Consider the following 14459-nt stretch of genomic DNA (forward strand, 5'->3'; position numbering starts at 1 on the left):
GCTCAACCGCTTGATTGCCCGCGGCACGGACGGATCGGCGGAGGTAGCCTCTTTTGACGCAAGCCATCTATTCGCACACGTTTCCCAACGGATTGGTTCTGGTGGCCGAGCCGATGGACTCGGTCGAGTCGGCCGCCTTCACGCTGCGTGTCCCCTCGGGCTGTGTCTATGAGCCGGCCGAGCGGGGCGGGCTGGCGACCCTGGTCTCGGAACTGGTGATGCGCGGCTGTGGCAATCGCGACAGCCGGGCGCTGGTGACCGCGCTCGACAATCTGGGCGTCGAACGTGGCGAAGGGGTGGCCGATTCACACACCACGTTCAGCGGCGCGACGCTGGCCCGCAATCTGTTTCCGGCACTCGAAATCTACGCCGACATCGTCCGCCGGCCCCATTTTCCGGACGACGAGTTGGAACCCGCCCGGGCGATGGCGCTGCAAGAACTGGCCGCCGTGGCCGACGAGCCGAGCCAGAAGGTAATGCTCGAGCTGCGCAAGCGGTACTACGTCGAGCCGTGGGGCCGACCCAGTCAGGGGACCGAAGCCGGCCTGGAAAGCTCGACGATGGCCGACGTGCGCGCCATGTTCGCGCGCGGCTATCGGCCGAACGGCGCGATCCTGGGCGTGGCCGGTCGGGTCGATTGGCCCCAATTGAAAGCACACGTCGAGAAGTTGTTCGGTGACTGGGCGCGGGCAGCGGCCGACGAGCCCGCCGAGGGGACCGGCGCGCCGATCAACACCCACATGAACTTCGAATCGGGTCAAACCCAGGTCGCGATTGCGTACCCTAGCGTGCCATATCGCGATCCCGACTATTACCAGGCCGCCGGCGCCGTCGGCGTGTTGAGCGGCGGTATGAGCTCGCGGCTGTTCACCGAAGTGCGCGAGAAGCGCGGCCTGTGCTATAGCGTCTATGCCACGCAAACTTCCTTGCGCAACCATGGCAGCGTAGTGGCCTATGCCGGCACGCGGGCCGATCGGGCCCAAGAGACGCTGGACGTCATGCTCGGCGAGCTGCGCCGCTTGGCCAATGGCATTGAGCCGCAAGAACTCGACCGCCTGAAAGCTCGGATCAAAAGCTCGCTGGTCATGCAAGGCGAGTCGAGCGGCGCCCGGGCGTCGTCGATTTCGCGCGACTGGTACTATCTGGGCAAAGCCCGGACGTTGGACGAAGTGGGGCTGCTGGTCGACGCCTTGACTTGCGACAGCATCCACAAGTATCTCGAGGCTCATCCGCCCGAAAAGTTTACGGTCGTCACGCTGGGCCCACGCGCGCTGGAGGTTCATTAATGGAGTTCTTGAAGCACACGCTCCCCAATGGATTGCAAGTCGTGGCCGAGTGCGACGGCCAAGCGCGCTCGACCGCGCTGGGCTTTTTCGTTTCGACCGGCGCGCGCGACGAAGTTGACGCCATCTCGGGCGTGAGTCACTTCCTGGAGCACATGGTCTTCAAGGGAACTCCCACGCGCTCGGCCGAAGACGTGAACCGCGAGTTCGACGCAATGGGGGCGCACTACAACGCGTTTACCAGCGAGGAGAACACGGTCTACTACGCGGCCGTGCTGCCCGAGTATCAGGACGCCAGCGTGGCGCTGCTGGCCGATATCATGCGCCCTAGTTTGCGCGATGAGGATTTCACGACCGAAAAGCAGGTGATCCTCGAAGAGATCAAGATGTACGAGGACCAGCCGCCATTTGGCGCGGATGACCGCGTGCGCGAGATGTTCTATGGCGGCCACCCGCTGGGCCGCAGCGTGTTGGGCACGACGGCCAGCGTGGGTGGCTTGGCCGTCGATCAGATGCGCGATTACTTCCGCCGCCGCTACAGCCCCGGCAACATCGCCCTGGTGGCCAGCGGGCAAGTCGACTTCGCCGCTCTGGTACGCGCGGCCGAGCGTTACTGCGGCGCTTGGCAACCGGTCGAGGCGCCGCGCGCCGTCGCCCGACCGCAAGGGCACCTTGGCCAGCAAACGATGCACAAAGCCACGGCCACGCAGGAATACGTCATTCAATTGGCCAGCGGCCCCGCCGCGACCGACGATGCCCGATTCGCCGCCAAGATATTGGGCTGCATTTTGGGTGACGACAGTGGCAGCCGGCTGTACTGGGAACTGATCGATCCGGGGCGCGCCGAGTCGGTGTCGCTCGGCCATCACGATTATCACGGCGCTGGGCTGTTCATGACCTATATGAGCTGCGCGCCGGAAGCGGTGGCCGAGAACCTACAGACGATCCACGATCTGTATCGACAAGTCGAAAACGAGCCGGTCGCGGCGGCTGAGTTGGAACAAGCCAAGAACAAGATCAACTCGCGCGTGGTGTTGTCGAGCGAGCGCCCTCGCGGCCGGCTGTTCAACGTCGGGGCCAATTGGACCTACCGGCAGGAATACCGGAGCGTGGCTGACGACTTGGCCGTGGTCGACGCGGTGACAATCGAGCAACTGGCCGCCGTCGCGAAACAATACCGACTGACGCAGTGTGCAACACTCTGCGTCGGCCCCCTGGAAAACGTCCCAGCGCCGAAGTAAGGCACGCGTGGCGATCATTGCCGCTCATCGCGCAAACTAAAAAACATTCATTCGAGAGAAACATGCGGCCATTGAGCAAGATCAGTCCCGAGTGGTGGGACTATACGACCCTGGATCGCGGTTTGCTGGACGAGGCGGCGCGGTTGACGGCGGACGATTTGCTCGCCCTGTCGCGGCCTGGCTTTCAGGTGAAGTTCTACGACACTCGCGAAGACTTCTACCTGGCCGAGGCGCTGGAATACATCACCGCTTGGAAGCAAGCGACACCCGAGCGGCCCGCCGGAATCTGTGGTCCCATCGGCCCGACCGAACAGTTGCCGCTGGTGGCGCGACTGGTCAACGAGTTGGAACTCGATCTGCGTCACGCCCACTTTTGGGGCATGGACGAATGGCTGGTCGACGGGCGCGAAGCGTCGATCGACTTCCCGCTCAGCTTTGCCAAAGCCGACATGGACCTGTGCTTCAATCGCATTCGGCCCGAGTTGCGGATGCCGATGAAGAACTTGCACTTTCCGGCCGCTGACCCGACCGAGTATGTGAAGAGTTATCAACAGGCGCGGTGCGTGGTCATGCAAGGGGGGCAGGGGGAAGTCAAGCACTGGGCGTTCAACGACCCGCCGCGCCGCACCGGCAAATGGGTCGATCAACCGCCGCCGCCGGCCGAGTATCGCAAGCTGTCGACGCGGATCGTCGATCTGCACCCGATGACGATCATTCAGAACGCTCGCACCTCGGGGGGCGGCGTGGTGACCAACGTGCCGATGCAAGCGATTTCGGTCGGGCCCGCCGAAACCTGGCTGGCCGAGAAAGTGTCAATCTGGCACTACGGCCATCACGACAATCCGTTCGGCATCCGGCTGACGGCGCTGATGATCTCGAAGCGCTTGCCCGACTCGGCGGTGCCGATGTCGCTGTTGGCCGATCACCCGAACGTGCAGTTCCATTACTTCCGCCCCGGCATCGGCTCGTGCGACACGGAGATGCATTGAGGGAAGTTGCTAGCGGCTAGTTGCTGGTTGCTAGTAAAAAGCAGCGGCCTTCTGCCTCCTTCTAGCAACTAGGAACCAGCAACTAGCAACCTTTCTCCCCCACCCATGCCTACCGCCTTCGCCATCTTTGCTCATCCTGACGACATCGAGTTCGTCGCCGCCGGCACGTTGTTGCGCTTGCGCGATGCCGGCTACGAAATCCATTACCTGAACGTGGCCGACGGTTGTTGCGGCTCGACGGTGTATGGCCGCAACGAGTTGGCGCGAATGCGAACCGACGAAGCCCGGGCCGCCTGCCAGGTGGCCGGCGCGGTCTTCCACACGCCGATCGCCCACGACATGGACGTGTTTTACGATCGCGAGACACTGGCCCGCTTGTCGGCCGTGGTCCGCGAGGTGGCGCCGGAGATCGTGCTAACGCATGGCCCGTCCGATTACATGGAAGATCACATGAACACCTGCCGGCTGGCCGTGACGGCGGCGTTCGCGCGGTGCATGCCGAACTTTCCCACCACGCCGCCGCGTCCGGCGGTCGAGCAGCCAGTGACCGTCTACCATGCCCAGCCGCACGGCAATTGCGACCCGCTGGGGCATCCGATCCGGCCCGGGTTGTTCGTCGACATCGGCGAACACATGGCGACCAAGACCAAGATGCTGGCCTGCCACGCCAGCCAGAAGCTCTGGCTCGACCAGAGCCAGGGGCTCGATTCGTATTTGCACTCAATGCAGGAAGTCGGCTGTGAGGTCGGTCGGATGTCCGGCAAGTTCGAATTCGCCGAAGGCTGGCGCAAACATTTGCATTTGGGCTTCTGCGCAGCCGACGCCGACCCCCTGAGCCGCGCCCTGGGGCAATTCTGCATTCCAGCCGCGTCATAAGCGGAAGTTCGACCACGACGGCACGACGAACACGACGTCGGAAAGACGAGTGTTTCTATTCCTCGTGCCTTTTCTGTATTTACGTCGTGTTCGTCGTGTCGTCGTGGTCGAATCCAGCCCTTTCGTCATGGTTAAATCCTTCTTCGTCGCGCGCCGGCGTCCTTCCGCACGCCCCATGTGGCTATTAAGATGGAGCGACTTTTACAGTCTGACCGTCACTTGTGAGTTGTCGCAATGCACAGTCCATTGGTGGTGCTTGGTGGGGGCCCCGGCGGATATCCGGCCGCGTTCTTGGCGGCTGACCTGGGCATGGAAGTCATCATGATCGAGCAGGAACCTCGCTTGGGCGGTACCTGTTTGCTGCGCGGCTGCATTCCATCGAAGGCCCTGCTGCACGTGGCCAAAGTGATCGACGAAGCGCAACACCTCGGTGACGAATGGGGTGTGACGCTCGGCAAGGCGCAGATCAATCTCGATGCGCTCCGCGCCCGCAAGGAAAAAGTGATCAGCACCCTGACCGGCGGGCTGAAGAGTCTGGCCAAGCAGCGCAAGGTCCGTATCATCAACGCCCGCGGCGTGTTCGAGAACTCGACGACGCTGCGCCTCGAAGGAGGCGATCCCGCGACCTACCCCGAAGGGAGCACGCTCACGTTCGACAAGTGCGTGCTGGCCACCGGCAGTGTGCCGGCCAAGATTCCGGCCTTCGATCTGCCGACCGATCGCGTGATGGATTCGACCGGCGCGCTCGAACTGCGCGACATTCCCGAGACGCTGCTGGTGATCGGCGGTGGTTACATCGGCCTGGAAATGGGCTCAGTCTACGCGCAACTCGGCTCGAAGGTCACCGTGGTCGAATTGACCGATACGTTGCTTCCCGGCGCTGACCGCGACCTGGTCAAGCCGCTGCAAGCTCGCTTGCAGAAGCAATTCGCGAACATCTATCTGGGGACCAAGGTCGCCGGACTGGTCGACAAGGGGAGCCACATTGAGGTCACCTTCGAGACGCCCGAGGGGAAGCGGCAGGAATCGTTCAGCCGCGTGATGGTTACCGTGGGACGCAAGCCGACGAGCGCCGGCTTCGGGCTGGAAAAGACCAAGGTTAAGATCGACCAGCGCGGCTTTGTGCAGGTCGACAAGCAATTGCGCACGGCCGACGAGCACATTTGGGCCATCGGCGACGTGGCGGGCGAGCCAATGCTGGCGCACAAGGCGTCGCACGAAGGGCGTGTGGCCGTTGAAGTGATCCACGGCGAGCCGGTGCAATTCGACGCGCTGGTGATTCCGGCAGTGGTGTTCACCGACCCGGAAGTGGCCTGGGTCGGTCTCACCGAATCCCAGGCGGCCAAGGAAGGTCGCAAGGTGGAAATCTCGCGTTATCCCTGGGCGGCCAGCGGCAAGGCAATTGCTCTGGCGCGGACCGAGGGGATGACCAAGATCATCATCGACCCGGAAACCGATCGGGTACTGGGCGTGGGGATCGTCGGCGTGAACGCCGGCGACCTGATCGCCGAAGCCGGCTTGGCCATTGAGATGGGCTGCGACGCCCGCGACCTGGCCCAGACGATCCACGCTCACCCGACGCTGAGCGAGACGATCGCCTTTGGCAGCGAAGCTTATTTCGGCACGGCCACGGAAATCTATCGACCCAAGCGCGACTAGGCGCAGGGACATTGGCGCTGGGACAGTCGTTCGCCGGCGAGGCCAGTCGGACAGTACCGACAAGGAGGGGCGGGATGAGCTATTTGCGCTGGGCCGCGATTCTGTGTTGCGCGCTGACCGCACTTGCCGCGGCCGAGGACTCCCCGCCGCCACGCATAGCGCAACAGCCCGATTTGCGGCGCGAACTGCTCGAGCGCGTGCAGCGCGACCAAGACGCCCGGGCTGCGGTCATGTCGTGGCTGCAAAAGCGAGGCAACGGCGTCATGATCGACCCTGCCACGCTGCGGGGCGAAGATAAGGCGGAGTTCGATCAACTCGCGGCCGTCGGCAAGCAGGTCGATCGCGAGAACTCGCGACGGCTCGTCGAAATCGTTGACCAGCAAGGCTGGCCGACCATCACCCAAGTTGGCAAAGACGGCGCCCACGCGGCATGGCTGCTCGTTCAACATGCCGACGCCGAGCCGAAGTTCCAGCGCCGCTGCCTGGACCTGATGACCCGCTTGCCCAAGGATCAGGTAGTACCCGAGAACCTGGCCTATTTGACCGATCGGGTGTTCCTGGCCGAAGGACGCAAACAGGTTTACGGAACTCAGTTCGAGGTGGTGGCTGGGAAATGGCAGCCACGTCCCCTGGAAGAACCCGACCACGTCGACCAGCGCCGAGCCCAGGTGGGACTTTCGCCGCTGGCTGAATACCTCAAGGAAGCCCAATCGCTCTACGGCGCTCCGGCGAAATAGCCGGCACTCCCGCGGGCCGATTAACGGTTAGTAATGCTTCTCGCGCGCCGAACCTGCCATTTCCGGCCATTTTGACCCTTCCCGGCGTGCCATTTGGCCCCCGGTGCGCGACCGGTGGGCTTTACGTAAGCCCGTGCGGCGGAAATAATACCGTCGTACGCCGAGAGTTGGCCGTAGCATTCGCGCCGGTCTGCGCTTGATGTCTGTCTGGGGCTGCCTGGGGTGGGCTGGAACCGCCGCCGAGCGGGCCAGGTTTGTCCGTCTTCTCAAGTTTTAGCGTTGGCGACCGCCACGGGCATCGGTGGTCGGCGAATTACCACAGGGAGTCGTGTGCATGGCGCAAGTCGATACGGTGACCAACACCAGTGGAGACGTCGATCCAGCCGAAACCAAAGAATGGCTCGAATCGTTGCAGTACGTTCTGCAGGCCAAGGGGCCAGAGCGGGCTCGGTACTTGCTAGGCGTGTTGGACGAAGCGGCCTTCCGCCAAGGGGTCGAGCTACCGTTTTCGATCAACACGCCCTATGTGAACACGATTCCGCCCGATCGCCAGCCCGTGTTCCCTGGCAATCGCGAGATCGAGCGCCGCATCAAGAGCATTGTCCGCTGGAATGCCATGGCCATGGTCAACCGGGCCAATTGGTTTGACAGCAGCCTGGGCGGACATATCAGCACGTTTGCCTCGGCCGCCACGCTGTATGAAGTGGCCTTCAATCACTTCTTTAAGGGCAAAGGGGACAACTACTCGGGCGATCAAATCTATTTCCAGGGGCACGCTTCGCCGGGCATTTACTCGCGCGCCTTTCTCGAAGGTCGCCTCACCGAAACCAATCTCAAGAACTTCCGTCAGGAACTGGCCGAAGGGGGCGGGCTGTCGAGCTATCCGCACCCGCACTTGATGCCGACTTTCTGGGAGTTCCCCACCGTTTCGATGGGTTTGGGGCCCATCATGTCGATCTATCAAGCGCGATTCAACAAGTATCTGTCCGACCGCGGTATCAAGGACACCTCGGGCCAGCACGTGTGGGCGTTCCTTGGCGACGGCGAATGTGACGAGCCCGAATCGCTGGGGGCGATCACGCTGGCCTCGCGCGAAAAGCTTGACAATCTGATCTTTGTCATCAATTGCAACTTGCAGCGGCTCGACGGGCCAGTGCGCGGCAATGGTAAGATCATTCAAGAGCTTGAGGGCGCCTTCCGCGGCGCCGGTTGGAATGTCATCAAGGTGATCTGGGGCGAAGGCTGGGACACCTTGCTCGAGAAAGACAAGAGCGGGCTGCTGATTCAACGCATGGGCGAAGTGGTGGACGGCGAGTATCAGAAGTACACCGTCATGCCGGGCAGCTACATCCGCGAGCACTTCTTCGGCAAGTACCCCGAACTGCTCGAATTGGTCTCGCACCTGTCCGACGAAAAGCTCCGTTCGCTCAATCGCGGCGGCCACGACCCTGAAAAGGTCTACGCCGCTTACAAGCAAGCGACCGAAGTCAAGAACGGCAAGCCCACGGTGATTCTGGCGCATACCATCAAGGGCTACGGGCTGGGTGAATCGGGCGAAGGCCGCAACACCACCCACAATCAAAAGAAAATCAACGAGGCGGAGGTTCGCGAGTTCCGCACGCGCTTCAACATTCCGATCTCGGACGACGACGTCGCCAAGGCGCCGTTCTATAAGCCGCCCGAGGACAGCGCCGAGATGAATTACTTGCGCGAACGCCGCGCCGCCCTGGGGGGGCCGGTGCCAACGCGCGTTCCGGCCTCGCCGACTTCAAAGATTCCGCCGTTGTCTGATTTTGCCGACTCGCTGACCAGCAGCGGCGACCGCGAAGTGTCGACGACGATGGCCTTTGTCAAACACTTTGGCCGGCTGTTGAAGAACAAGGACATTGGCAAATACATTGTCCCGATCGTGCCCGACGAATCGCGCACCTTCGGCATGGACCCGTTGTTCCAGCAGTGCGGCATTTACGCCCACACCGGCCAGTTGTACGAACCGGTCGACTCGGACAACTTCCTGTACTATCGCGAAGCCAAGGACGGCCAGATTCTGGAAGAAGGGATCACCGAGGCGGGGTCGATGTCGTCGTTCATCGCCGCCGGCACCGCGCACGCCTCGCATGGTATCAACATGATGCCGTTCTTCATCTACTACTCAATGTTCGGCTTCCAGCGGATTGGCGACTTGATTTGGGCCGCTCAAGATATGCGTTGCAAAGGCTTCTTGCTCGGCGGCACCGCCGGTCGCACCACCCTGAACGGCGAAGGGTTGCAGCACCAAGACGGCCACAGCCATTTGTTCTGTACGGCGTTTCCGAGCATTCGCGCCTATGATCCGACTTATGCCTATGAAACGGCTGTGATCACGATGGATGGCCTACGCAAGATGTACGAGCAGGGGCACGAAGTCATGTATTACATGACGCTGCACAATGAAAACTACGTCATGCCCGCCATGCCCGACGGCGTCGAAGAAGGCATCGTCCGGGGGATGTATCGCGTCAGCTCGCTCGACGCCGGCAGCGGCAAGCCCCGCGTCCAGTTGCTGGGCAGCGGCGCGATCTTGCGCGAAGCGCTTCGCGCGCAGAAGATTCTGGCTGATCGTTTCCAGGTGTCGAGCGACGTGTGGAGCGTGACTAGCTACAGCGAGTTGCGCCGCGCCGCTCACGAGTGCGAACGCTGGAACATCCTGCACCCGAACGAGCCGCCGAAGCAGTCGTATCTGGAACAGATCATCCAAGGCGTCGAAGGCCCCTTCATCGCCAGCAGTGACAACGTGCGACTGGTAGCCGAGCAGATTTCGCCGTGGATTCCCGGCGGCTTGTGCGCGCTGGGGACCGACGGCCTGGGACGCAGCGACCTGCGCAAGAACTTGCGGCGCCACTTCGAGGTTGACGCCGAGTGCATCACGCTGGCGGCGCTCAACGAATTGGCGACACAAAGCAAGTTTCCCAAATCGCGCTTGGCCGAAGCGATCAAGTCGCTGAACATTAACCCTGACAAGATCGACCCGATGCGCGCCTAGGCGGACGGCGTGCGCACTAACTTTTAATCTAACTTTGCTGACGCAAGTGGAGACTGTTGGATGGCCGTGGACTTTAAGCTGCCCACCCTGGGCGAAAACATCGAAGCCGGCGACATCACGAATGTCATGGTGAGCGAAGGGGACCAGATCGGTGCCAACACGCCGATTGTCGAAGTGGAAACTGGCAAGGCCACGGTCGAGATTCCCTGCCCGCACGCGGGCAAGGTCACCAAAGTTCACGTCAAAGTGGGGCAAAGCGTCCCTGTCGGCGGTACGCTGATCTCGATCGAAGCCTTGGCTGGCGCGGCATCCGCCCCGGCCGCCAAGCCCGCCGCTCCCGCCGCCGCGAGCAAGCCTGCGCCGGTCCCCGCGGCGCCGAAGGCGGCTCCCGCGCCCGCTCCGGTGGCTGCTGCCCCGGTGGCCCCGGCGTCGGCCCCGGCTGCCGCCTCGAACGGCGGCCCCGCGCGCAAGCCGGTCCTCGAACCCGAGTACGAAACCGCCTCGGCGTCGTCGGCCGCCGGTCCTTCGACGCGCCGACTGGCGCGCGAGCTGGGCGTGGATATCAATCGCGTCCGAGGCAGCGGCCCGGGCGGCCGTATCACTCGCGAAGACATCGTGTCGGCGGTTCGCAACGCCGCGGCGCACGCGCCAGCCCTGGCGACCGGCGCCAAGCCAAATCTTCCCGCCGGCGAGGAAAGCAGCGACAACTGGGGGACGATCGTTCGTCAACCGCTGACGCGCATCCGCAAGACCATCGCGGCGAACATGGTCTATTCGTCGACTTCGATTCCGCACGTCACCAACTTTGACGAAGCCGACATCACCGAACTCGAACGGATTCGCAAGTCGAACCTGGACGACTACGCCAAGCAGGGCATCAAGCTCACCATGATGCCGTTCGTGATGAAGGCCGTGGCCCAGGCGCTGCGGCTGCACCCGCTAATGAACGCCTCGCTCGACATGGAGAAGGCCGAGCTGACCTACAAGGACTACGTGGCCTTGGGCGTGGCCGTCGACACCGAGCGGGGGCTGGTCGTGCCGGTGGTCCGCAACGTCGACCGGATGACCATTCCGCAAATCGGGCTGGCCTTGCAGGAAATGGCCGAGAAGGCCCGCACCATGAAGTTCATGCCCGACGATCAGATCGGCGGCACGTTCACGGTCAGCAATCTGGGCGCGGTCGGTGGCGTCTACTCGACGCCGATCATCAACCCGCCACAAGTCGGCATCCTGCTCACCGGTCGTTCGCGCAAGCTGCCGGTGGTGATGGAAGACGATTCGATCAAGCCGCGTCTGATGATGCCGTTGTCGATCTCGTATGATCACCGCGTGGTTGACGGAGCCGCGGCGGCGCGGTTCTTGAACGACGTGAAGAACTATCTGCAAGTGCCGGGCCGGCTGCTGCTGGCGCCGTAAAGTATGCTTCATTCAAGCCCAGCCGGGCAGAGAGAAAATCGACCACGACGGCACGACGGTCACGACGTAAGACAAATTGGAAACTACGTCGTGCCGTCGTGGTCGAATTCACTCTTAACAGCGCTTTTTTAAGCGGCGTTAATCGGCGACGTTTTGTAACTGCGCCAGCCTAGCCAACTGGTAATCGCGACCAAGAGCGCATTCCTCGCGGCCAGTAACGCGACCGGCGATGTGTCAAGATTCGGAATCAATGTCGCCCGCGGCTGATCGCTTAGTCCCGCCAACCCTGGCATGAAGTGGTAGGGGAACACTGCGGTGGTTAGCGCTGCTGCCACGACGAGCAATACGACTAGCACGAAGAACTCGCGCCGCTCGAGCACGTCGAGCCCCAATAGCAGCAGGGTCGGCAACACCCAGACCATGAATTGCGGCGACAACACCTTGCACGTCACTGCAGCCGCGGCCAGTGACCAGAGCCCCCAGCGATAACCGTCGCGTCGGTCGATCGAACGCTTCAAGATGGCCAGCCAGCCGGTGACCGCCATGATTAACGCCCCGGTGATCCAGGGACTGGCGGCGGCCAGCAGGTTCGCAGCCGTACTTTGCAACTCGGTCCAGCGCGCCAGGCCGACGACTTCGCTCGCCACGCCCGCGCCGCGCAACAGCATCAGCGCCGACGCATAGGTCGATTCGATCTGCAAGCCGCGCGCCCCATGCGCGCTAAACAGCTTCCAGACGCCCCCCTCGGAACTCCACGCCGCCACGGCCAGCGGCAGCACCACCGCCAAGGCAAACACGCCGACGGGATTCAGCTTTCGCCCGGCCGACGCATGGCCCGAGGCTCGCCATGTGGCGACCAGAAAAGCCGGGGCCATGAACGCGGGGAACACCTTGTAGGCGGCGCCAAGTCCCAAAGCCGCCGTCGCCAGCAAGGTCCAACCAAGCTTTTCACAGGTTTCCGCGCGCGTTGCACCCCAGGCCCAGACGGCCACGAACATCCACAGGCCAACATCGAGCCGCTGGTACAACACATGGGCCAAGAGCGTTATCGTGAGCACATAGCCCCACGTGGCAACCGCGGCCAGTTCCGGCCTGCGCCGCCACACCACGGCGACAAAGCAAGCGAACGCCACCAGGTCGGCGGCGAACATCTCCCGCTGGAACGCCCGCAGATAGCCGGGCAGCAATTCCTGGAACAGCGGCTGGGATAAGCGAGGAAATCGTTCGTGGGCCAGCCAGCGCGGCAGCGCGATCGCCGCGTACGCGAGCGGAGGATATTCCACCGCCACGTCGGCATAGGCCACCTGGCCGCCATCGACGGTCAGCAGCGCCGTCTGGCAATAGACGTCGGCATCGCTCCCCGCCGGGTGAAACCAGCCGACGAGATAGGCTCGCGTGGCCACGAACATCAACGCCGCAAGCCAAAGCCAGCGCCGGGACGCCCTGGCCAAGTCGTCATGTTGGGCCTGATTGACTTCGGAAGATGGCATGCGAATAACCCTTCTCCCTCGGGGAGAAGGTGGTGAGCGCAGCNNGCGAACCGGATGAGGGTCCACGTGAACTCGTCACAGGTTTGGACAGTGGAAAGCTGACCCTCATCCGGCCTATCGGCCACCTTCTCCCGGCGGGAGAAGGGTTACTGCGCGCCACGTGGTGATGGAGTCGTAAATGGCCAGCTTAGAACCAGCCGGCCCCGACAAGTCTACCTCATCAGAAATGATTCAGCTTGTCATCCATCCTTGATCGCTGCCAGCCGTTCCAGCGCTCGCGTGCGGGCCAGGGCGTGATCGACCAGCGGCCGCGGGTAATCCTGACCCAAGCGCACGCCCGCCGCGGCCAACACGTCGGCCGGGGCTTCCCACGGTGCGTGAATATGCTCGGTCGGCAGCCTGGCCAGCTCGGGCACCCAGCGACGGACATACTCGCCATCGACGTCGAACTTCTGTCCCTGCGAGACGGGGTTGAAGATGCGAAAGAACGGCGCCGCGTCCGCGCCGCAACCGGCGGTCCATTGCCAGCCCAGCGTGTTGTTGGCCAGATCGGCGTCGACCAGCGTGTCCCAGAACCACTCGGCGCCAGCATGCCACGAGATGAGCAGATCCTTGACTAGAAACGACGCCACGATCATCCGCACGCGATTGTGCATCCAGCCCCACTGCCAAAGCTGACGCATTCCCGCGTCGACAATCGGGTAGCCCGTCTGCCCGCGCTGCCAGTGCTTCAACCCCGTGGCGTCCTGCTCCCAAGCGAACCGGGTGAACTTCTCGCGCAGCGGCGCGTTGATCGTGTGGGGAAAGTGGTACAGCAAGTGATGGGCGAACTCGCGCCAGCCGATCTCGGCCAGGAATGTTTTGGTCGCCTGTTGGACGGTGGGCGTGCGATGGACTCGGCGGAACTGATCGACCAGATGCCAGACCTGCCGCGGGCTGATTTCGCCAAAGTGGAGGTAAGGCGACAACTGTGACGAGCCCTCCAGGTCGGGCCGATTGCGCAGCTCGTGATACTCACCTAAAGCGCGGTCAGTGAACTGTTTCAGGCGCGCGTGAGCGCCCGCCTCGCCGGGTGTCCAATGCTCGCGCATGCCTGCGTCCCAGTCGAGCTTGGGCAGCAGTCCCAGGCATTCAAGCGGCTCACCCGCCACTTTCGTGCGCAGTCCCGGCAAATATTCCGGCGCGTCGAGCGGCTCGGTCGGCGCTTCGCGCGCGGTGCAAGCTTTCCAGAAGGGCGCGAACACCTGGTACGGCTGGCCGGTCTTGGTCGCCACGTCCCACGGCTCGTATAGCAGCGAGCCGTTGTAACTCTCGGCGTCAATCCCACGCTCGCGAAACGCTTGTTTGATTTGCTTGTCGCGGGCAATCGCGGCCGGCTCGTACCGCCGGTTCCAGACCACGGCCGTGGCGCGAGTCTCGTCGATTAGTTGATTCAGAGCTTCGAGCGCCGGTCCACGGCGAATTACCAGCGGCGCGTGCAATGCCTGCAGGTTCTTCGACAAACTGCTCAGCGAATGATGCAGCCACCAGCGCGAAGCGGTCCCCGGCGTCCAGCGTCCCTCTTCCTCGGGCGACCAGATGAAAACCGGGAGAATCTGCCCTCGCCGCTCGAGCGCGGCCGCCAGCGCTGGGTTGTCGGCCAAGCGCAGATCGTGGCGAAACCAGACGATCGTCAAGAAGTTCATACGTCCGTGTTCGTGCTTCAATCGTCATCAATCAACACCCCTCTCTCTCAGGGAGGGGCAG

Annotated in this window: 10 protein-coding genes; 8 read left to right on the forward strand and 2 right to left on the reverse strand. The window is 62.9% G+C overall.

Annotated elements, in window-relative coordinates:
* Nucleotides 1–113 precede the first annotated feature (113 nt).
* The 8 genes from JSS27_13510 to JSS27_13545 all read left to right on the forward strand — a co-directional run bounded on the left by JSS27_13510 (nt 114) and on the right by JSS27_13545 (nt 11223).
* Nucleotides 114–1286: an insulinase family protein gene (locus JSS27_13510; protein ID MBS0209960.1), complete on the forward strand. Its 1173-nt coding sequence runs from the start codon at nt 114–116 to the stop codon at nt 1284–1286.
* A complete protein-coding gene (locus JSS27_13515; protein MBS0209961.1) occupies nt 1286–2524 on the forward strand; it encodes an insulinase family protein in 1239 nt (412 codons plus the stop codon). Before JSS27_13510 ends, JSS27_13515 begins: the two co-directional genes overlap by 1 nt.
* A 62-nt stretch (nt 2525–2586) precedes the next feature.
* Nucleotides 2587–3513, forward strand: a complete 927-nt coding sequence (locus JSS27_13520) for a glucosamine-6-phosphate isomerase (GenBank protein ID MBS0209962.1) — start codon at nt 2587–2589, stop codon at nt 3511–3513.
* Nucleotides 3514–3618: 105 nt separating this feature from the next.
* Nucleotides 3619–4389 carry a PIG-L family deacetylase gene (locus JSS27_13525; protein ID MBS0209963.1) on the forward strand — a complete coding sequence of 257 codons (771 nt, stop codon included), beginning with the start codon at nt 3619–3621 and terminating at the stop codon, nt 4387–4389.
* 234 nt (nt 4390–4623) lie between these two features.
* On the forward strand, nt 4624–6048 hold the full coding sequence (gene lpdA / locus JSS27_13530; GenBank protein MBS0209964.1) for a dihydrolipoyl dehydrogenase: 1425 nt from the start codon (nt 4624–4626) through the stop codon (nt 6046–6048).
* Nucleotides 6049–6122: 74 nt separating this feature from the next.
* Complete coding sequence (locus JSS27_13535; protein ID MBS0209965.1) at nt 6123–6785, forward strand: hypothetical protein; 663 nt, start codon at nt 6123–6125, stop codon at nt 6783–6785.
* A 334-nt stretch (nt 6786–7119) separates the two neighbouring features.
* Nucleotides 7120–9807, forward strand: a complete 2688-nt coding sequence (gene aceE, locus JSS27_13540; protein MBS0209966.1) for a pyruvate dehydrogenase (acetyl-transferring), homodimeric type — start codon at nt 7120–7122, stop codon at nt 9805–9807.
* A gap of 60 nt (nt 9808–9867) precedes the next feature.
* On the forward strand, nt 9868–11223 hold the full coding sequence (locus JSS27_13545) for a 2-oxo acid dehydrogenase subunit E2 (protein ID MBS0209967.1): 1356 nt from the start codon (nt 9868–9870) through the stop codon (nt 11221–11223).
* 128 nt (nt 11224–11351) lie between these two features.
* Here the strand turns inward: JSS27_13545 and JSS27_13550 are convergent, their stop codons facing one another.
* Both JSS27_13550 and JSS27_13555 read right to left on the reverse strand, forming a co-directional pair.
* Nucleotides 11352–12713 carry a hypothetical protein gene (locus JSS27_13550; GenBank protein MBS0209968.1) on the reverse strand — a complete coding sequence of 454 codons (1362 nt, stop codon included), beginning with the start codon at nt 12711–12713 and terminating at the stop codon, nt 11352–11354.
* A 239-nt stretch (nt 12714–12952) separates the two neighbouring features.
* Nucleotides 12953–14398 carry a deoxyribodipyrimidine photo-lyase gene (locus JSS27_13555; GenBank protein ID MBS0209969.1) on the reverse strand — a complete coding sequence of 482 codons (1446 nt, stop codon included), beginning with the start codon at nt 14396–14398 and terminating at the stop codon, nt 12953–12955.
* Nucleotides 14399–14459 lie beyond the last annotated feature (61 nt).

The organism is Planctomycetota bacterium (genome assembly GCA_018242585.1).
In the GTDB taxonomy this organism is placed as follows: Bacteria; Planctomycetota; Planctomycetia; order Pirellulales; family PNKZ01; genus JAFEBQ01.